Source organism: Marinobacter lipolyticus SM19 (genome assembly GCF_000397065.2).
Lineage (GTDB): Bacteria > Pseudomonadota > Gammaproteobacteria > Pseudomonadales > Oleiphilaceae > Marinobacter > Marinobacter lipolyticus.
Genome location: NZ_KE007306.1, coordinates 29990 through 49683, shown reverse-complemented (window position 1 = coordinate 49683; position 19694 = coordinate 29990). Strand labels below are relative to the sequence as shown.

General features: G+C 56.8%; 17 protein-coding genes. 10 read left to right on the top strand and 7 right to left on the bottom strand.

All coding sequences use genetic code 11. From position 1 onward, the window contains the following. Positions 1-74 precede the first annotated feature (74 nt). Positions 75-683 carry a tRNA-(ms[2]io[6]A)-hydroxylase gene (gene miaE, locus MARLIPOL_RS00210; protein WP_036190446.1) on the top strand — a complete coding sequence of 203 codons (609 nt, stop codon included), beginning with the start codon at positions 75-77 and terminating at the stop codon, positions 681-683. Positions 684-690: 7 nt separating this feature from the next. Here miaE and MARLIPOL_RS00205 read toward each other — a convergent pair whose 3' ends face one another. Next, positions 691-1572 carry a LysR family transcriptional regulator gene (locus MARLIPOL_RS00205; RefSeq protein ID WP_012136023.1) on the bottom strand — a complete coding sequence of 294 codons (882 nt, stop codon included), beginning with the start codon at positions 1570-1572 and terminating at the stop codon, positions 691-693. Positions 1573-1715: 143 nt separating this feature from the next. On the opposite strand from MARLIPOL_RS00205, the gene MARLIPOL_RS00200 reads away from it, so the two are divergent. The 3 genes from MARLIPOL_RS00200 to MARLIPOL_RS00190 all read left to right on the top strand — a co-directional run bounded on the left by MARLIPOL_RS00200 (position 1716) and on the right by MARLIPOL_RS00190 (position 4962). Next, positions 1716-2486 (top strand): ferredoxin--NADP reductase, encoded by a 771-nt coding sequence (locus MARLIPOL_RS00200; protein ID WP_012136022.1) that lies wholly within the window; start codon positions 1716-1718, stop codon positions 2484-2486. A gap of 111 nt (positions 2487-2597) precedes the next feature. Next, a complete protein-coding gene (locus MARLIPOL_RS00195) occupies positions 2598-3827 on the top strand; it encodes a nucleoside recognition domain-containing protein (RefSeq protein ID WP_012136021.1) in 1230 nt (409 codons plus the stop codon). A gap of 58 nt (positions 3828-3885) precedes the next feature. After that, a complete protein-coding gene (locus MARLIPOL_RS00190; protein ID WP_012136020.1) occupies positions 3886-4962 on the top strand; it encodes a hypothetical protein in 1077 nt (358 codons plus the stop codon). On the opposite strand, the gene MARLIPOL_RS00185 is transcribed toward MARLIPOL_RS00190, so the two are convergent. Next, a complete protein-coding gene (locus MARLIPOL_RS00185) occupies positions 4938-6044 on the bottom strand; it encodes a class I SAM-dependent methyltransferase (RefSeq protein ID WP_012136019.1) in 1107 nt (368 codons plus the stop codon). The two genes, MARLIPOL_RS00190 and MARLIPOL_RS00185, sit on opposite strands and share 25 nt — an antisense overlap. 222 nt (positions 6045-6266) lie before the next feature. Here MARLIPOL_RS00185 and MARLIPOL_RS00180 point away from each other — a divergent pair, with 222 nt between their 5' ends. The 3 genes from MARLIPOL_RS00180 to MARLIPOL_RS00170 are packed head-to-tail and all read left to right on the top strand — an operon-like array spanning position 6267 to position 9339. After that, entirely contained in the window at positions 6267-6887 is a 621-nt protein-coding gene (locus MARLIPOL_RS00180; RefSeq protein WP_012136018.1) for a TetR/AcrR family transcriptional regulator, read from the top strand. A gap of 38 nt (positions 6888-6925) precedes the next feature. After that, positions 6926-8500, top strand: a complete 1575-nt coding sequence (locus MARLIPOL_RS00175; protein ID WP_012136017.1) for a PQQ-dependent sugar dehydrogenase — start codon at positions 6926-6928, stop codon at positions 8498-8500. Between the two features lie 47 nt (positions 8501-8547). After that, entirely contained in the window at positions 8548-9339 is a 792-nt protein-coding gene (locus MARLIPOL_RS00170; protein ID WP_012136016.1) for a TSUP family transporter, read from the top strand. A 13-nt stretch (positions 9340-9352) separates the two neighbouring features. Here the strand turns inward: MARLIPOL_RS00170 and MARLIPOL_RS00165 are convergent, their stop codons facing one another. Together MARLIPOL_RS00165 and MARLIPOL_RS00160 are read right to left on the bottom strand one after the other, a co-directional pair. Beyond that, the gene (locus MARLIPOL_RS00165) at positions 9353-9787 is read right to left on the bottom strand and encodes a hypothetical protein (protein ID WP_036190214.1); all 435 of its coding nucleotides are present in this window, start codon (positions 9785-9787) and stop codon (positions 9353-9355) included. Between the two features lie 64 nt (positions 9788-9851). Then, positions 9852-10913 carry a PA0069 family radical SAM protein gene (locus tag MARLIPOL_RS00160; RefSeq protein WP_012136014.1) on the bottom strand — a complete coding sequence of 354 codons (1062 nt, stop codon included), beginning with the start codon at positions 10911-10913 and terminating at the stop codon, positions 9852-9854. Positions 10914-11132: 219 nt separating this feature from the next. Between MARLIPOL_RS00160 and MARLIPOL_RS00155 the strand changes: the two genes are divergently transcribed. Genes MARLIPOL_RS00155 through MARLIPOL_RS00145 form a run of 3 tightly spaced genes read left to right on the top strand, consistent with a single transcriptional unit; the run spans position 11133 to position 13079 of the window. Further along, on the top strand, positions 11133-11678 hold the full coding sequence (locus MARLIPOL_RS00155) for a LemA family protein (protein ID WP_407638031.1): 546 nt from the start codon (positions 11133-11135) through the stop codon (positions 11676-11678). Between the two features lie 5 nt (positions 11679-11683). After that, entirely contained in the window at positions 11684-12427 is a 744-nt protein-coding gene (locus MARLIPOL_RS00150; protein WP_036190437.1) for a TPM domain-containing protein, read from the top strand. A gap of 34 nt (positions 12428-12461) precedes the next feature. Further along, complete coding sequence (locus tag MARLIPOL_RS00145; RefSeq protein ID WP_012136011.1) at positions 12462-13079, top strand: TPM domain-containing protein; 618 nt, start codon at positions 12462-12464, stop codon at positions 13077-13079. A gap of 27 nt (positions 13080-13106) precedes the next feature. On the opposite strand, the gene MARLIPOL_RS00140 is transcribed toward MARLIPOL_RS00145, so the two are convergent. From MARLIPOL_RS00140 to MARLIPOL_RS00130, 3 genes are all read right to left on the bottom strand, one after another. Next, positions 13107-15713, bottom strand: a complete 2607-nt coding sequence (locus MARLIPOL_RS00140) for a mechanosensitive ion channel domain-containing protein (RefSeq protein ID WP_012136010.1) — start codon at positions 15711-15713, stop codon at positions 13107-13109. Between the two features lie 144 nt (positions 15714-15857). After that, on the bottom strand, positions 15858-17666 hold the full coding sequence (locus MARLIPOL_RS00135) for a glycerophosphodiester phosphodiesterase family protein (protein ID WP_012136009.1): 1809 nt from the start codon (positions 17664-17666) through the stop codon (positions 15858-15860). A 37-nt stretch (positions 17667-17703) separates the two neighbouring features. Beyond that, entirely contained in the window at positions 17704-19569 is a 1866-nt protein-coding gene (locus tag MARLIPOL_RS00130) for an LTA synthase family protein (RefSeq protein WP_012136008.1), read from the bottom strand. Between the last annotated feature and the right edge of the window lie 125 nt (positions 19570-19694).

Genomic DNA, 19694 nt, shown 5'->3' with positions numbered 1-19694 from the left:
AGATGGACAGAGCTCGGAGTGCTCTGTTATGTGGTGTATACTCCCCGGCCCGTTGTTCCGACCCGATGTTTGCCATGATTGAAGCCCTGCAAGACATTCATGATTTTTTGCCCTGCCGCACGCCTCAGCGCTGGATTGAGAACGCCCTGGCCAATCAGGACCTGATGCTGATTGATCACGCCCATTGTGAGAAAAAAGCCGCGTCGACTGCGTTAAGTCTGATGTACCGGTACGTGGACAATTCCGATCTGCTGAACAGGATGTCGCGACTGGCGCGGGAAGAGTTGCGTCATTTCGAGCAGGTGCTGGCTATTATGAACAGGCGGGGAGTGGAATACGGTCACCTGAGCCCGGCCCGCTATGCCGCAGGATTAAGGCAGGAAGTGCGGACCGAAGACCCCGGCCGACTGGTGGATGTCCTGATTGTCGGTGCCATTATCGAGGCCCGCTCCTGCGAGCGCTTTGCCGCGCTGGCGCTGCATCTCGATGAGAAGCTGGCCGATTTCTATACCGGCCTTTTAAAGTCTGAAGCCCGCCATTACCAGGACTACCTGACCCTGGCGGAGCAGGCCAATAATGGTCCGGTGGATGATCGGGTCAGTGTGTTTCTGGCCCTGGAGCAAAAACTGATCGAAGAGCCGGACCAGGAGTTCCGATTTCACAGTGGGCCGGTAATGGCCTGATACCGGGTTACAATTGCCGGCACAGTTCCATCCAGGCGTCGATGCCGGCACTGCGGTATTTCTGCTTGTGTAGAATAAAGTAGAACTGCCGGTCGAAACGTCGATACTCCGGGACCTTCAACGGCACCAGGCTGCCTCGCCGAAAGGCATCCGACAGGCAGACCAGTGACAGGCAGCCGATACCCAATCCAGCTTCCACCGCCCGTTTGATCGCTTCAGTGTGCTCCAGCTCCAACAGGATATTCAGATCCGGTAACAGACCGTGCACGCCCCTTTCGAAACTTTGGCGTGTACCGGAACCCTGTTCCCGCATGACCCAGGTGGCGTTACGGAGGTCGTCGTCATCCAGGCTCTTTTTCTTCGCGAGTGGGTGGCCGGGGGAGCAGAATACCACCAGCTCGTCCTCCCGCCAGGGAATCACTTCCAGTTCAGGTGCCTGTAGTTCCCCTTCTATCAATCCGATATCCAGTTCAAAGTCACTGACACGCCTGGCGATGGTGCGGGTATTGGCTACCTCCAGGGAAACCCTGGGATGGGTAGGGGTATTCATGTATTGGGCCATCACCCCGACGGCCAGATAGTTACCAATGGTGAGCGTGGCGCCGACTTTCAGCGCGCCGACTTCCGTATGTTTGCTGAATGCCTGCTCAAGCTCGCCCGCCTGGGCAAGCAATGCTTCCACTTTCGGACGGTAAAGGCGGCCAAGTTCATTCAGCTGAAGACGTTTTCCGACACGGTCGAAGAGTTGGATATCGAACTGGTTTTCCAGTTCTTTCAGCGCACTGCTGGCCGCTGATTGCGACATGGCAAGGGATTCCGCCGCGCGGGTAATATTCTGGAAATGCGCAGCGGCGAGGAAAACTTCCAGCTGCCGGAAACTGTATTTCATAAGTGAGCCACTATAATCGATTATTCCGAATAAGGTTATGAAAATATCCCATTTTGTCGATAGGTTAGCTGCGGGTTAGAATTTATTCAATTCGGATCTTCAACTTATTGCGTTCGAGCAAACAGAACAGGCGAGAGTTAACCATGAGCAACCTGATCAAAGAGAAAGTCACCAGCGTACGCCACTGGAACGACACCCTGTTCAGCTTCACTACCAGCCGTGATCCCGGGTTTCGTTTCAAGAATGGCCATTTCACCATGATTGGTCTGGAAACTGACGGCAAGCCCCTGATGCGGGCCTACAGCATTGCCAGTGCAAACTATGAGGAAGAACTGGAGTTTTTCTCTATCAAGGTACAGGACGGCCCTCTGACCTCGCGCCTGCAGAAAATCCAGGTTGGAGACGAGATTCTGGTCAGCCGTAAGCCGACCGGCACCCTGATCATGGATAACCTGCTGCCGGGTAAGAACCTGTGGCTGATCAGTACCGGTACTGGCCTGGCACCGTTTATGAGCATCATCAAGGATCCGGAAGTCTATGAGGCCTATGACAAGGTGATCGTGACTCACGGCGTGCGTTATGTTTCTGAACTGGCCTATCAGCAGGAGATCGAAGCACTGCCGGAAAACGAGTTCTTCGGCGAAATGGTGGATGGCAAGCTGCTGTACTACCCCACGGTTACCCGGGAAGACTTCCGCAACCAGGGCCGTCTGACCGACGCCATGGAAAGCGGTAAGATCACCCGCGAACTGGGCCTGCCGGATTTCGATCTGGAGAATGACCGCTTCATGATCTGCGGCAGCCCCAGCATGCTCAAGGATACCTGCAGTATCCTCAACAACATGGGCTTCAAGGAAGCCCGTGGCGGTGATATGGGCCACTACGTGATTGAACGGGCGTTTGTGGAGCAGTAACAGCCCGCCTATACTGCTGGCCAGGCCGGCCACACAAAGACCCCGGGGTGAGAGCTTCGGGGTTTTTTGTTGCGCCAGTACCCAAGGAAACCTGAGGTTGCCCGGAAACACATGCTCAATGGTATCTGGCTAAGTTTTTTCATCGCCGCGTTTGTCGCAGCGCTCTGGCAATGGTTGGGAGTCGGGGACTCCGAAGTATTCAGCCGCCTGGTGGCCGCGCTGTTCGATATGGCTGAGCTTAGTGTGGAAATCGTACTGGTGCTGGCCGGCACCATGACGTTATGGCTGGGGTTTCTCTGTATTGCCGAGAAGGCCGGGCTTATTCGGTTGATGGCGAGGGTGCTTGACCCGCTCTTTCGGCGGCTGATGCCAGAAGTGCCCAGCGGTCACCCTGCCATGGGGCTGATCAGTATGAACTTCGCCGCCAATATCCTGGGTCTGGACAACGCCGCCACACCCATTGGCATCAAGGCCATGCATTCCCTGCAGAGTCTGAATCCCAGCAAGGATACCGCCAGCAACGCCCAGATTCTTTTTCTGGTGCTGAACACATCTTCTCTGACCCTGTTGCCGGTGACTATTTTCATGTACCGCGCCCAGCAGGGAGCCGCAGACCCGACGCTGGTATTTCTGCCGATTCTGCTGGCGACGACCGCTTCCAGCCTGGTTGGATTGCTGAGTGTATCGCTGATGCAGCGGCTGAAGCTCGGGCATCCGGTGGTGCTGGCATACCTTGTGGCGGGGGCCGCGGCTTTGGGGCTGTTGCTGACCACACTGGCAGGTATGTCGGCTCAGGTGCTGGCGGCAACCTCTACGCTGGTGGGTAATCTGACGCTGTTCAGTATTGTTATTGGCTTCCTGGTCATCGGTGCTCTGCGCAAAGTGAATGTGTATGACGCCTTTATTGAGGGTGCCAGGGAAGGGCTGGGGTTCACGGTCACCCTGCTACCTTATTTGATCGCCATGCTGGTCGCTGTTGGCGTTCTGCGGGCCAGCGGTGTATTGGATGCAGGACTGGATGGCATTCGTTGGGTGGCAGAAGGACTGGGATGGGACACCCGTTTCATCGATGCCTTGCCAACAGCGTTCATCAAGCCACTGTCCGGCAGCGGTGCCAGGGCGATGATGATCGAAACCATGGACAACTTCGGTGTCGACAGTTTTCCCGCGCTGGCAGCAGCGACCATGCAGGGCAGTACGGAAACGACGTTCTATGTGCTTGCGGTTTATTTCGGGGCAGTGGGCGTCAACAAAATCCGCCACGGTCTTGGCTGTGCTTTGCTGGCGGATTTGGCAGGCATGGTGACCGCCATTGGCGTGTGCTACTGGTTCTTTGGTTAGTTATTAACCCGACCTGTGATAAAACAGCAGCTGAACAGGAAGGACCTGAGGTGGGTGTTTGAAGAAATTCATGGCGATTCTGGGTGTGGGGTTGTTGATGGCGGTGCTTGCCAGTTACGCGTCCCGACCGGTGCCGATTGAGCAGAAGCTTGTTTCTATTCAGGCTCAGGAGGCATTGCCGGGCTTTGACCGTATTGGTAATGAGCCGATTGACGTTCAGGCAGCTGTTCTGGATCTGGGAGAAGACCCCCTGCTATTGCTGAAAGCTCAGGCAGCACTACTCGCGTATCCCGACATGGCCCGCACCATTCTGCCGCTTTATGCCTCCGAGGGGGAATTCCAGGAGGTACTGCGCACCTATGGCGAGCACGCCTTGCCCCCAATTGACTTTTTCCTGCGTGAACCGGTCAGGTCCATTGAATGGATGGACAAGGCTGCCCACCAGTATCAGAAAGCAAAGGATTATATTGCCGAACTCAGGGGCGACCCCGCCGGTCCCCCTGCCAAACCAGAAACGCGTGACGCATTGACGCCTGAGGAGCGGGGCTGGTATGCCGTGAATTTCATTCGCGACGAGGGGCATGATTTCCTGGGGCAGTTTGTAGTGGATCCGAACGGTGAGACCCAATGGGTTCAGACTGAGCGGGTGACTGAGGGTGTAACCCGTTTCTTTACCAGTGGGATCCGGCAGTTGGAGGCAAACTACCGTACCGGGGAGGAGATCTCGGCCGGTGATGTCGGTTGGGCGTCGGTGGATGTGCTGGTATTCGCCAGCGCGGTCAAGGTGGTTCGGGCCGGGCGCAATGTGGCCAGAGCCACACAGGGCGCGAAACTTTCAACCCGGTCGGCTGCACTGGCGGCCCGCATAGCAGGCAGCGGCCGCTTGCTACTCAGTAGCGCCCGGTACGCTAAGTGGCCGGTTATCATCGGCGCAGCGTACCTGGTGGTACGCCACCCCAGCGTCATCAATGATTTTTTCGCGGGGGTGGCGGATGTGCTGGGTGTTTCTCCCCGGGCCATCCAGATCGCTGGCTGGTTGATCATTCTGGTTCCAGCGATGTACATCATCAGCTGGTTATTGTGGCCTGCGATTGTCCTGATTCGGGCGGCTCAGGGACGACATACATACCAGTAATTCTGGAAATCATGTTCCAGTTCATGCACGTCAATATTTCCGAAACCTGCCGCACGGAAGTACTCCAGGGCTTTTTCCCGCCCCCACATGGCCCCCAGGCCCTCTCCATCCTGCGCCAGGGAAACCGTCATGCAATGCATGCAGGAAATGGTGTAGAGCAGTGGGCCGATCGGATGGTCCCGGTCACTGTGGTGATGGCTTGATCCCTTGATGTCCTGGGCGAGATAAACGCCGTCATCAGCCAGCGTTTTCCGGATGCCCCGCAACACAGCGAGAGGGTCCTTCTGGTCGTGCACGGCATCGAACGTGGTGATCAGATCGTATGGGGCGGCTTGGTTCGTGTGCTCAAGGTTACTGACGTCAAATACCTCGAAAGTTGCGTTGTCGTTCCCGAGTGCCCTGGCCTCCTGGCCGGCGTAACTGACGGCATCCTCGGATATGTCGTATCCGGTAAACTGGCTGTGAGGGAACAATCTGGCCAGTTTGTTCAGTGCCCGCCCCCTGCCACAACCGACGTCAAGGACACGAATCCCTTTTTTCAGCCGTCCCACCAGGCCTGGTACGAGCGGCAGAATATGAGATTCGAGGGCTGGAACAACGGACTGGCCGCTATCCTCGGCCATGACATCATGGAAGCGCTCAAAACGCTCGTACGGCACCCCGCCACCGTGGCGAAAGCAGTGAATAATGTCATCCTCCACGGAGCCAAGCAGCGGGATATACTGGGCGAACACGGCTATATTGTCTGTCGGTGACTTCCGGCACAGGCTGGCAGCGTGCTCTGGTGGCAAGTGGTAGGTTTCTCTTTCGGGATAATTCTCAACAATGTTGCCGACGGTCATCGCTCCAAGCCATTCCCTGACGTAACGCTCGTCGAGGCCGGCCTTTTCCGCAATCCGGGCGCTGGTTGCTGCTGGCATATCTGCCATGGCGTCAAACAGACCGGTTCGGTGGCCGACGGAAATCATCAGTGCCAACGCACCTGAGTTGAGTGTATCCACCATGCGGTCGCCGAATGCATCTGCCACCGTTTGATCCGTTTCGGTGACGTTGTAAGTGATGGTCTCTGCGTTGCCTGTCATAGTGCTATCCTCCTTCTTATCGTTAACGGGTTGTTTCCTGTCACAGACAGCATGTGCCAGGAAGCAAATGACAACCAGAGAGCACGTGGTACGGTTTTTTCGATACGAGTTGAGTCTTTCTAAAACAATGGGATACAGTATTTCGGTGCTCCCGTGGGCACTGGCGGTCAGTGTTCCCACAAGGCAAACCATACTCGGGGTATGGTTCACCGGAGGTGGCAGATGGATAAAGGACAGGCTACCCGTGAGCGGTTGTTGGATATCACTGAAACATCCGTACTCCGGAAGGGTTTTGGTGCAACCTCGATTGAAGAGGTGATTGCGGAGGCGGGCATCACCAAAAGCGGCTTCCTGTATCATTTTTCCAACAAGAACGCGTTGGCACGTGCTCTATTGTTGCGCTATATGGCGCGTGACGACTCTCTGCTGGATGATGTGTTTGCCCGCGGCCGGGAATTGGCCGGGGACCCGCTGCAGGGGTTTCTGGTGGGGCTCAAATTGTTGGCGGAAATCATGGAAGACTTGCCCCAGGAGTATCCGGGTTGTCTGGTCGCGACCTACTGCTACCAGGAAAGTCTGTTTGATAAAGATGTTCGGGACCTGAATCGACGTATTGTCCTGAGTTGGCGGGCGCGGTTTCGCACGTTGCTGGACTCGATCTACGAACAATACCATCCGCGGGAAGTTATCGACCCGGATGCGTTGGCGGACATGGTGTCAACAGTCATCGAGGGCGGCCTTGTCCTGGGGCGGGCTACCGGAGAACGCACCATCCTGCCAAACCAGCTGATACTGCTTCGCAGTTATATCAAGCTGTTGTTCGAGCCTGGTACTTCGCAGTAACGGGGCGTTGTTCATCCGGTTGAAGGAACGGTACAAAAATGAAAAAGCCTGTTGGGTGGATGAGGGTGCCGGGCGCTTTCTTGATGGCTCTGGTGGTAGGCATAGTGGCTGGCAGTCTTGTTCAGACCCAGTTTAACCTGCTGGCTCTGCAGAATCTGGGCGTTGAGATCGGCATCGGCACGCGTTTACGAACAAGCCTTGAGGATCTGGTGAACTTTGTTCCGGTCTACGCGGCGGTATTTGGCATCAGTTTCCTGATGTCACAACTGGTGACGAGTCTGTGCATCCGGCTGCTGGATCTGCGCTGGCGGGCGTTTTTCCTGCCATTAGGTGCTGCCATTGGGCTTTGGGTAACATTCAAACTGGTGGATTCCCTGGCCCCAATGCCCACACTGATTGCGGCCACCCGGAGTGCCGGAGGAATGGTGGCCATGCTGGCAACAGCGGCGCTTTCCGGTTGGTTGTTTGCTCACTTCTCTCGACGACGGGTGGGGCTTCCTCGTCATCTTGCCATAGGCACCGCAATCATCACCCTGGGGTGGATGGCTCCGCCGGAATCGGTTCAGGCCGATGCGTCCTTGGGGTACCGGGTGGAAACCCTCGCTATCGAGTTGGAGCACCCATGGTCTCTGGCGTTCCTGCCAGATGGCCGCTTCCTGGTTACCGAGCGGCCAGGGCGATTGCGGGTGCTTTCTGCCGACGGGCAGCAGGTGTCTGCGCCCCTGACGGGTGTGCCGGAGGTATTCGCTTCCGGGCAGGCCGGGTTGTTTGATGTCCTCGTGGCTCCCGACTTTGAGGAGAGCCGCCAGATTTATCTGGCTTACGCCTGCGGCACCCGGCGCGCAAACCACACGTGTTTGGCCCGTGGAAAGCTGGTCTCGGGCGGGCTGGACAATGTCCAGGAAATTTTCCGTAGTCTGCCCGCAAAAGCAGGGGATGCCCACTATGGTGGGCGCATGGTGTGGCTACCCGACGCGACGATCATCCTGACGCTGGGAGACGGTTTTGATTATCGCGAGGAGGCACAGAAGCTGACGAGCCACATTGGCACCATTGTCAGGATAAACCGGGATGGTTCAGCGCCGGAGGATAACCCGTTTACGTCGGAGTCCAATGCGCTTCCGGAAATATACAGTTATGGGCATCGCAATGTTCAGGGCGTGGTATACGACTGGCGGAATAACCGCCTGATTACCCATGAACACGGACCCCGGGGCGGTGATGAGATCAATGTTATCGAAAGCGGCGGCAACTATGGCTGGCCAGTGGCTACCCGGGGGCGGGATTATACCGGCGCGCGGGTGTCGCCGTTCACTGACTATGATGGCATGGCAGCACCAGCGTTGCACTGGACGCCGTCCATTGCGCCGTCAGGTATGACCTTGTATGACGGCGACCTGTTCCCGGAATGGCAGGGCAGTCTGTTGGTGGGCGCTCTTGCCGAAAGACGTGTGCACCGCGTTGTCCTCAGCAACGATGGCGCCGTGGATATGGAAACCCTGTTCGACGAATTAGGCGAACGAATCCGGGATGTGCGCACCGGGCCTGATGGAGCCGTGTTCCTGCTGACTGACAGTCAGGACGGGAGGGTAATACGGGTTACCCCGTGGTAAGGTACGCCGCCACAATCATCGTCTAGACTGTTGTATGTCAGGAATCCATGTCTGATCTTGCACTCTACCAATACGCCCTCATCGCGCTGATCTTTGTCTGGAGTGGCTTTGTCCGCTCCGGGCTGGGATTTGGCGGAGCGGTATTGTCGTTACCTTTCCTGTTGCTGGTGCTCGACGAGCCACTGGTGTTCTTGCCGATCATCTCGGTTCACCTGCTGTTCTTTTCCTCTCTGACTATCTGGATGAACAATCGAAAATCGGGCAGGAAAAAGCGCGGCAGCGATGACGGTGTGGCTGCAGAGGGCACGGTAGACTGGCGTTATCTGTGGAAAATACTGGGGATCATGATTGTACCCAAGCTCATCGGTGTGGTGGGGCTGATTACCATGCCGGCTCATATCCTCAGCGCCATCATCTTTACCATCGTTGGGCTTTATTCGGTGTCCTACATTCTCAACAAGCCCTTCCGCAGTGGCAGCCGGACTGTGGATACGGTCTTCCTGATGGCGGGTGGTTATATCAGCGGCACCTCGCTGATCGGTGCGCCTTTGATTATTGCCGTTGCTGCCCAGCATCTGCCTAAAGAGAAGCTTAGGGACACCCTGTTTGCCCTGTGGTTCATTCTGGTTACGATCAAAATGGCGGCGTTCGTCTACGCCGGTGTGGACTTGCAACTGATTCACCATCTCTGGCTATTACCTGCTGCAGCTGTTGGCCACGTTATCGGCCTGAAGGTCCATAACCGGATGCTGCGCGCCGAGACACCGGTATTTTTCCGGGCCCTGGGGACGGTATTGCTGGTGGTGAGTACCCTGGGTATGGTCAGCGTCCTGCTGTAACCGGGGGTTACATTCACCCTCGCGATGACCTGGACAACGTCGGCTTGCAGCCCTTGCCATGCAGGACATCCGTGTGGGCATGGAGGTACCAGCGTATACCTGCCTTTGCAAACTGGTCATACGGAAAAACGACCGTGGTATAGATGGTGCTGTTCTCCTTCACTGTGTTGTCCTGACTGCGGTAAGTGCAGTAGACACCCAGCGAAGTCCGCGAGTTGACCGGTAACTCGATAAACCCGTCTGGTCGCGTTGCTGGTGGATGACCGTTAACGGATTGAACTGTCAGGCAGGGACCAAAATGCACACGTTTCAGATCTTCAATGTAATCGGTCAGGCAATGTTCGCGTTTCAGGAACACCACATCCTTGGCATTGCCCTCATCGCTTGATGGCAGTGACTGACAACCGGTCAGGGCGATTGCAAAGCACAACATGAGGATGGGGTTCATGGCGTTCTCTTGGCCTGTCATCAGAGAGTTTTGCAATTCCGGATAATTGGAATGACAGCCAGCCTCAGATGAGGTTCATTTGTTCCCCGCCCGGGCGGCGAAACAGATCGGTGCGCAGCGGGGCTGTCTCGTATTGATCCATGCCCAGACTCCGGACTTTTCGGTTGAAACGCTGGCGGATCAACTCGGCGTATGGGCCGGTGCCTGTCATGCGTGTTCCATAACGGGCGTCGTAACTCTTGCCGTCGCGTAAATCACGTATACGGTTCATGACGTGATCCGCACGTTGTGGAAAATGCCTTTGTAGCCAGTCGCGGAACAGTTCATCCAGCTCCAGCGGCAACCTCAGCATGATCCAGCTTGCCCGTTGGGCGCCAGCCCCGAAGGCTGTCTCCAGTATGGCCTCCAGTTCCTGATCGTTAATGAACGGGATGATGGGTGCCGCCAGAATGCCCGTTGGTACACCAGCGGCCGACAGTTCGCGGATGACCCTCAATCGTGTGGCCGGGGCGGCGGTGCGTGGTTCCATGACCCGTTTCAGACCGTTGTCCAGTGTAGTGAGGCTGACCCGAACCGAACAGAGCCCCTGGGCAGCAAGCTCAGACAGTAAATCCAGGTCGCGGAGAATCAGCGCACCCTTAGTGATAATCGACACGGGATGGCGGTATTCAGCCAGAACTTCGAGAATTTCCCGGGTGATCCGCCGCTGTTTTTCAATGGGTTGGTAGGCGTCGGTATTCACCCCCAGGGCAATGGTGGAGACTTTGTAGCCTGGTTTGTCGAGTTCTCTGCGCAGTTGTCGGGCCGCGTTCGGTTTGGCAATCAGCCGGGTCTCAAAGTCCAGGCCCGGGGACAGGTCCCAGTAGGCATGGGTTGGTCTGGCAAAGCAGTAGATGCAGGCGTGCTCGCACCCTCGATAAGGGTTGATTGATTGGTCAAACGGCAGGTCGGGGGACTGGTTGCGGCTGATAATGGTCCGCACCTGATCATCTGTTACCTCAGTGGCCAGCGAGTCGGGGTTCAGTTCGTCGTCCGGGTCCTGGTACCAGCTGCCGTTTGCCTGCCGATCAGTGGCAATGGGCTGGAACCGGTTGTGAGGGTTCAGTGCGGTGCCGCGGGTTTTCATGGTCAACCTCTGATACTGTTTATATGTACAGTATTTTATATGGTACGCCTTGGATTTGAAGGTGTCGACCCCATATCAGAGCCAATTGTGTTAACGTCCTGTCGTTACTCATCCTGGATTCACAGACGCTCAAGGAACGGATACATCATGGTGAACAGTCCTGCCATCACTCAGAATCGCAGTGGTCTGCGGTTTACAGTTCTTGCCCTGCTGGCACTCATGCTGACGGGGTGCGGTATCAACAACATTCCCACCTATGACGAGCAGGTAAAATCCGCCTGGTCCCAGGTTCAGAACCAGTACCAGCGTCGTGCCGACCTGGTCCCCAATCTGGTGGAGACTGTAAAGGGGTTTGCGACCCAGGAACGGGAGACTCTGACGGCGGTCATTGAAGCCCGCTCGCGGGCGACCTCGATCCAGGTGGATGAGAGCATCCTCAATGATCCGAAGAGATTGCAGCAATTTCAGCAGGCACAGGGCGAGTTGAGCAGTGCCCTGAGCAGGCTGATGGCGGTGTCGGAGCGGTATCCGGACCTGAAATCCAGCCAGAATTTCCTGGCATTGCAATCCCAGCTCGAGGGCACGGAAAACCGTATCGCCGTAGCGCGGCGGGATTTCATCCAGGCCGTGGAACGGTACAACACCGAGATCCGCACCTTCCCGGGCAGGCTCTGGCACAGTTTCCTGTACAGCGATATGGAGCTGCGTGCCAACTTTGAAGCCACGACGCCTGATGCAGAGGAAGCGCCGCAGGTGGAATTCTGATGACTATGCGCAGTTACCGGATGCTCGTCTTCGCCACGTTGGCGGTACTGCTGCCTCTCCATGCACTGGCGCAGTCCGGCCCTGATTTTCCCGAGCTGACGGGGCGGGTAGTGGACAACGCTGACATGTTGCCCGACCCGGTGGAATTACGTTTGGGTCGTATGCTGGAAGCCCACGAACAGGCCACCAGCGAGCAGGTTGTGGTGGTTACCCTGCCGAATCTTCAGGGGTATCCAATCGAGGATTACGGCTATCAGCTTGGTCGCCATTGGGGTATCGGTCAGGAGGGCGAGGACAATGGCGCCCTGTTGATCGTGGCGGAAGACGAACGTCGTATCCGTATTGAGGTGGGTTATGGCCTTGAGGGGCGTCTGACGGATGCGACCTCCGCCACCATCATTAACCAGATCATCACGCCTGCCTTCCGTGCCGGCGATTTCCCCACGGGTATTGCCAATGGGGCCGAAGCCATGATTCAGGTACTCGGAGGAGAGCCGCTGGCGGTCCCACAATCCCGTCCGGTGAGCAAGAATGATCGCCCCCATCCCGCGCTGGGTATCCTGTTCTTCATTATTGTGGCCCTGTCGTTCTTTGGTGGCATGGGTGGTCGTCGTGGTCGCGGTGCGCTGTTGGGTGGTCTGATAGCCGGTTCCATGATGGGCGGCCGTGGCGGCGGAGGCTTTGGTGGCGGTGGCTTCAGTGGTGGCGGTGGCGGTTTTGGAGGCGGTGGTGCCTCCGGCGGCTGGTAAAACCACTCCATGATTCAACGAGATAGATATAACCATGACACTATTGAGTGAAAGCGAACAGAAACAGGTAGCTACGGCCATATCCGAGGTGGAGCAGGAGACCGACGCCGAGTTGGTGACGGTTCTGGCAGCCAGTTCCGATGACTATACCTATATCCCGTTGCTGTGGGCGGGCATCCTGGCGTTGTTACTGCCTGGCGTCGTCAGCTATTTCACCGGCTGGTTCGGTGTAAACGGGCTGTTGCTGGCCCAGTGGAGTACGTTCATCGTGTTATGCCTGCTGTTCCGGTTTACGGGGGCAGGCCACTGGCTGGTACCCAAACCAGTGCGATTCTGGCGTGCGTCCAATATGGCCCGGCGTCAGTTTCTGGAGCAGAACCTGCACCACACCGCCGGCGGCACGGGCATGCTGATTTTTGTGTCGGAAGCCGAGCACTATGTTGAAATCCTGGTGGATCAGGGTATCTCTGGCCAGATCGACAATCAGGTATGGGAAGCGATCGTCGCTGACTTCACCAGCAAGGTGCGCCAGGGCCGGACGCTGGATGGCTTTGTTGATTGCATTCAGGCCTGCGGTGCCAAACTCAAGGCGCATATTCCTGCCACCCGTGAAAAGAACGAGTTGCCCAACCACCTGATCATCCTGGAATAATTCCAGGCAGGTGGCGGTCAGCTGAGACTACTGGTCGGATCTGGTCAGCCCCGGGATATCCGGTACCGTGCGGACATGGAGGTCACGCTGTGGAAAGGGTATCTCGATGCCGGCTTCTCGCAATGCCTTGGTGACCGAGGCGTGAATCTCATGTGACAGGGGCATGATATCGAGCAGGTCCTTGACGAAAACACGTACCTCGAAATCAATACTGCTGTCACCAAGCCCCACGCAGAACACTGCCGGCGCGGGATCGTCAACCACGCGCTCGTTGTCATCAGCTACGTCCATCAGAATCTGTTGCACCGTATCCACATCGGACCCGTAAGCCACACCCACACGAAGTATGACCCGTGTAATCGGATCGGAAAGTGTCCAGTTGGTGAGGTCCTGGGTGACAAAGGTCTTGTTGGGGATGATTTGTTCCTTGCGGTCCCAGTCAACCAGCGTCGTCGCACGGATGCGAATACGTGAAACTGTGCCGGTAATGCCGCCAATGGTCACCGTGTCACCGACGCGGATCGGGCGCTCAAAAAGCAGGATAATACCCGAGACGAAATTGGCTACAATCTCCTGCAGCCCGAACCCGAGTCCAACCCCCAAAGCGGCCACCAGCCATTGCAGCTTTGACCACTGAACACCCACCACGCCGAGGCATATAATGACGCCGACGATAACGATCAAATACGTGGCGATGGTGGTGATTGCGTAACCGGATCCCGGTTGCAGGTGCATCCGGCTCAGAACCATTACCTCCAGAGTTCCGGGCAGGTTTTTGACGGCCAGCACCGTGCCTGCCCCGACCAGCAGAGCCAGCATCAGGTCCCCCAGGGTTATTGGCAGCGGATCTCCGCCCTCAAGGTCCGTGGCGATGGTCCACAAGGTAATGTTGTCAAACAGTTGCAGGGCAGGGATGACGTTGGCCCAGAGTACCCAAAGCCCCGAGATGGCCACCACGGCGACCAGAATTTTCAGCAGTGACGTACTCTGCTGGTTAATGTCCTTGAGATCCATTTCCGGCATATCCAGAGCCGGAGGCATTCCTTCACCTGAGGATTCGGCGGACTCCCTTGCTTCTGCCATCTTACGCTCTGCGGCTCTTTGTTCTCGCAGACGTTCCAGTGTTAACCGACGTTCACGGACTGCGAGAGCGCGTAAACCGAGATAAAATAGCAGTGCGTTGAACGCCAGCCAGCAAATGCTTATGAAGAGGTTACGTTCCAGCTCCAGCGCGGTGTAGTGGTACCCCAGTACGGAGGCCACGGCCAGCACCGGGGGCGTGGCAACGGCAAGAAAGTGCAGCACACGCAGAAATCGACCGTCCGGTTTATCCGCACGTACGGCGCTCATGATGCGTTGGGCGAATATCGCCAGGGCCACCGATACCAATATGAACAAGAGCCGTCCCAGACTTTCTTCAAATTCGGAGCCACTGGGCGTTGCTGTCGTGGCGGATAGAATCGTAATGGGGATGAGTATGGCCAGCAGGATTGGAATTTCCCTGCGAATGGCTTTCAGGGAGTGCTTGTTCCAATGAAAATGCCTGTCGCCGAGACCGTCCTTGCGAGCAACTTTGTGAATGAAGTTCAACAGAAGGGTGATAAAGGCGGCAGCGGTGAACCCATTGGAGAGCGCCGAAAAGAATTCATTGCCTTCCATCAATAGCAGTGCGCCTGCCGCCAGCGCAAGTACCCCAGGGAGCGTCAGCAATACACTGTTGAACAGGGCAAGCAGGGTCATGGCAATTCGGTCCCGGCCCACATTGCCGACATGCAAGCCGTTGGCCTTGAGGTTTGCCTTGATTGTCCGACGCTTGAACAGCAGCAGTGCGAATATGACAAATAGCGCGCCCAGACGGAGGGTTCGTTCCTCAAACGATTCTTTGATTGCCAGACTGAATGGATCCAGCGCGATCTCGGAGGCAAGCCAGCTGAACGATTTCAGGAGACCTGATAACGTATCGGGGCCGACCGGTGATGCGTTGGGCAGCCAGAATAATCGTTGTTGCAGCAGTGTCTGGTAATCCAGTACCTGTTCCTGCAGTGCGGTTACGGTGTTGTAGTAATCATTGAGAACATCAATGTGTTGCGTGACCGCCGCATGGAGCTCACGAATCAATCTGGCCCGTTCGCTGCGTAACTGACCACGGGCATCATCTTCAGGATCCACAATTGCTTCATATTCTTCCAGCCTGAGTTGTTCTTCGCGAGCGGTGGATAGTTGGTCTTCAATGCCCTTGATCAGTTCGCTGGCAATGGTCTGTCGCCGAAGACGTTCCAGCCTTTGTTTCAGGAGTCCGGCATAGTCACCTGTCAGATTGAGTCCGGCTGTCTCCAGTCTGAGTTCAAAGCTTTCGTATTCGTCTTTCAGGCGATTGAGGATGGATTCCGCATAGTCAAGGCGCTCGATACTGGATTCGACACCCGTCAGGCGCTGATTCAGGGACGCCCTGAGAGCCTGTATTTGCTGCCGGATGTCCGCATTCATGGATTTCTGAAGCTCAATTTCCGGTGGCTGCTCCGTTTCGGCTTTGATCTCCGGCTGTACAGCCGGCACTGGGGCTTTTGCTTCGGACTCTGTCTCTGTCTCATCCTGGCCGTAGGTTGGCATGGCCAACGAGCAGAGCAGAGCCATGAGGACTGGCCACCGCCGCAACAAAGTTGTATGGGATGATCTGCGATAACCTCTCATGGATGATGGATCCCTGCGCTGGCCATTGATATTTCATTTTTTGCTGGAGTCACGTGAGTTTACCTCATATCGAAGGCACTGCGCCGCTTACCGCAACCAGTTGCGGAGTTTGGTCGCAAGCAGTTCGGCATTGGAGAGGGAGGCCCGTTCCTGTAGCAGTTCCGAGAGCACATCGGGGCGGTCAGTGATGATGTTGTCGACGCCCATGTCTACGAATTTTGACATGGCTGCCCGGCGATTCACTGTCCAGACGTGAAGTTCGTTGTCGTCCCGGTGCGCCCGGGCGACGGCAGCCGGGGTTGCGCGATTACTTCGCAACCCCAGGATGTCGTAATTGTCTTCCCACAACGGACCAACAACAAACTGTGCCAGCAGGGCGGTCTTGAGACCCGGCTCCAATCGCTCGACTTCCCGCAGAGTAGTCCAGTCAGCAGCGGCGATCACGGTGCCATCCACAAAGTTCATGCTCTGTAACAGTTCGACAACAGCCCGGGTCAGGTTAGGTGTGTTGCGATCCGGCTTCAGGTCCACAAACAGGCCCGCTCTTCCTCGCACTGTTTCAACGGCTTGGGAGAGGGTGGCGATCCTCTCACCAGCGAAGTCCGTGTTGAACCAGCTACCGGCATCCCGATTACGGATGTCCTCGAAGGCAACTTCGCTGATGCGTTCTCTCTGGCCGAAAATGCGGCTCATATCGGAATCGTGCCAGAGCACCGGTACTCCGTCTGCGGTTATCTGTACGTCAACCTCAATATAGTCGGCGCCGTCCCTGATCGCCTGCTCGATGGCGCTCAGCGTGTTTTCCGGGGCTTTAAAGGCGCTGCCCCGATGGGCCGTGATGGTCACTTGTTCGCGCTGGTCCAAGGAGTCCACCACAAACCAGGCCTGTCCGAGCGCCAGGATGACCACCAGGGCTTCCGCAATCCATGCTTTGGGGCCAGCATTACCTGGCGGGGTGTAGCTGAGGGAAGGCTCCGGCATGCGCGGGCTTCTGCCCGTTGCCCGGTAATACAGGCTGACGATGAAGGCGCCGTAAGCGGCTGTGCCAAAGAAGGTGACGGCGATACCGATAAGGATGTAGCCGGCAATGAACAGGAAGATGGCCGGAACCAGTATGCCCGTCCGGTCTGGCAGGATGGTCAGTAGTAGGGAGGCGATCTGGTCGAAAGCAAGGGTGACGAGGATTGGTAAAAGTATCACCGCAGTCAATCCGGACGCCAGCACGCCAGTGGCGTGTCCTTTGTGGCCGCGTGTCAGCCGGGTACTTTCCCGCAAGGCTTCCACGGGGCGCTGGCTTCGCAGCATCAGGCAGGGCACGACCAGTATCCATCGCAGGTACAGGGCGCCGTTACAGGTGATCAGCCCGAGCATGGATACGGTGGCGCAGACCGCAAACCACCACAGTTCTAATGGTAACTCCTCACGCAGAAGGTATGGATCATACGAGCTGGTCAGCCAGGCCCATGCCAGTCCGGTCGCCGCCAGAAAGGGCAGTGCAATCAACAGGTGGGTAAACACCTGTATAACAGTCAACTGGATCAGTGCCACGCATCTGCGTGCTGTTCCCCAGAGCGCTCCCATGGCGGTCTGGTAATGCCTGTATGGAGGCGAGGCAGCGATCAGCGTCATCCCCGCCTGCTGTAGCATGATAACCAGTACGGTCAGGTTGAGAGTCACCAGGACCCAGACCACGCCACCGGGAGACGTCAGATACTCGATCATCCCCCCGGTGCTGATGGCGGCCCGGCCAGTCACCGGGCGCAGGGAGGCCAATGCCCAGGTGATAGCAGGGGTGATCGCCGCCATGGCCAGACCGGAAAAAAACAGGTGGAAGGTCAGCAAGGCACGCCGACGAGTATGCAGAATTTTCAGTGTGCTGGTGATCAATGTCTTCATGGCTCACAGACGATCAGGACTCTGAAAGTGTTGTCGGTTAGCGCTGCTCCTCCACCCGGTTTGGTGCGGCCGCATCCTCGAATAGCGCCAGTCGGTCTTCCAGCGACAGGAATGGCGGCTTGTCAGACTCCTGGAAGGTGCCGAATACACGCTTTGGATTGAAAGACCAGGAAGTGCAGCGGGTGAGCATCTCTGTACAAGCCAGCAGCTGTCCGCTTTCACGTAAGAAGTATTTGAGCCCGGTGTAGGTATCGGCCAGCAGGATGTCCCTCCGCGTGCGGTCATTGGTGACCAACAGGCTGCGCCCGATCATTCCGCCGGCCTGGTCACCATACCCGGTCGCATCCAGTATGGTCATGGGAATATCGAGTTGCGCGGTAATTACGTTCCGATCTGCATAGTGGGAAAAATCACTCTGCTCGGGCGGGCGTAGAGCCAATACGCCAAGGTTGCTGTTCAGGGGCAGGGATTCGTGGTCGGATCGAACAAAACCTCCGGATTCATCGGACGTCAGGATGATCAGGGTGTTATCTAGTGTGCCAGCGGTCTCCAGCCGTTCCAGAAAGTTTCCAAGGGACTTCTCCATCACTCTCATGGCGTTGCGACGCGCTTGCTGCGGCTGCACCATGATTGTTTCTGTGGAATTCCCGTTAGTTTCAGCCTCGTCCGTGGCGATTTCCTGCTCGGCTTCCTGGCCGATATTGAAAGGGTGGTGTGTGCCGACATTGAGCAGTGTGACAAACCAGGGGGAGGTTTTCTGATCCAGCTCCTGCAGGCGCGTGGCGACATCGTTGAAGTATATTGGGTCTGGGGGGCCCCAACCGTCGATGTCCTTTGGGTTGCTCAGATGTTCGGCGCCGGTCACATCCATAAAACCCGCCCTGGGCATGAACTTGTCTTTATTCATGTAGGCAATCGGTGCTGCTTGCCAATACGCGGTGTAGTAGCCGTTATCCTTGAGTTTGCTGGGCAGGCAGTCCGGATGAGTACGCTCTTCCGCGACATCCAGCATCTTATTCGAGGGGCGACGGAAGTCCGGATAACGCCCACAGATGATGGCGAAAGTCCCGCGGTCCGTCTGACGTTCCATGCTGAGCGTGTTTCGATAAAGCCTGAATCCCCGATCCTGAAGGGTACCTTCCAGATGCTCCAGCGCGACTGCGGGTTCCAGGCCGTGGTAGCTGCTGATACTGGGTAAATATCCACCAGACAGCCCCTCGATCATGATCAGCAATACATTGGGAGGGTTGTTGTTGGGGCGTGAGGTGATCTGCTGGTGGAAGAAATTGGTTCGGGCTTCCAGGCTTTTATCTGTGTCTACGGCCTCATCGCTGATCGCGGTGCCAACGGGATTGACGATTGCTCCGGGGATCTGGGCAAAGGCACTGGCGACAATGTTGTTGGCGGGTGTTGTCAGGCTCGGGAACGACAGGCCATAAACAAGAACCACGGCAACAGCGGACGTGGTAAGGGCTGTGCAAGCCGCTGGTGGTTGAGGTATCAGCGCCCGGTGGATGCGGTGGAGTGTCCAGGCAAAGCCAATGTAGACGGGCAGGAGGATCAGGTAAACATTGATCAGGCTGCCACTGATAAACGTTGGGTTCATTCCCTTGCCAGCGAAGGCCAGCTGAAACAGCGTGCCATGGGCCATCAGGTGCATGCCTGCGACGTAGGCCGCAACGCCAAGAAGCAGCACAAGAACGGCGCGGCAGGGCCCGCTGGTGATGGTTAGTAACACTGCGAGAATAAAAGCCCCGGCCAGGTCGCCACCAAAGGTGCCGAGCGGGCTTGGCCATACCCCGCTTTGCAGAATATGGCCGGCCCGAACCAGTAGTAACCAGCCAAAGGCCAGCAATACGGTTAACAGAAAACGACGGTCGGTCAGAACGACTGGCAATCTCATCGGGGCTAGTGTCCTGTGTAAAGTACCTAACTACAGTATGCGTCAGCGATCAGGGGGTTCAACTCATGACTCGGCCAGATGGGCGTCTGTGTCTCAGAATTAATCCTGGGGAAAGGGTGTTCGGT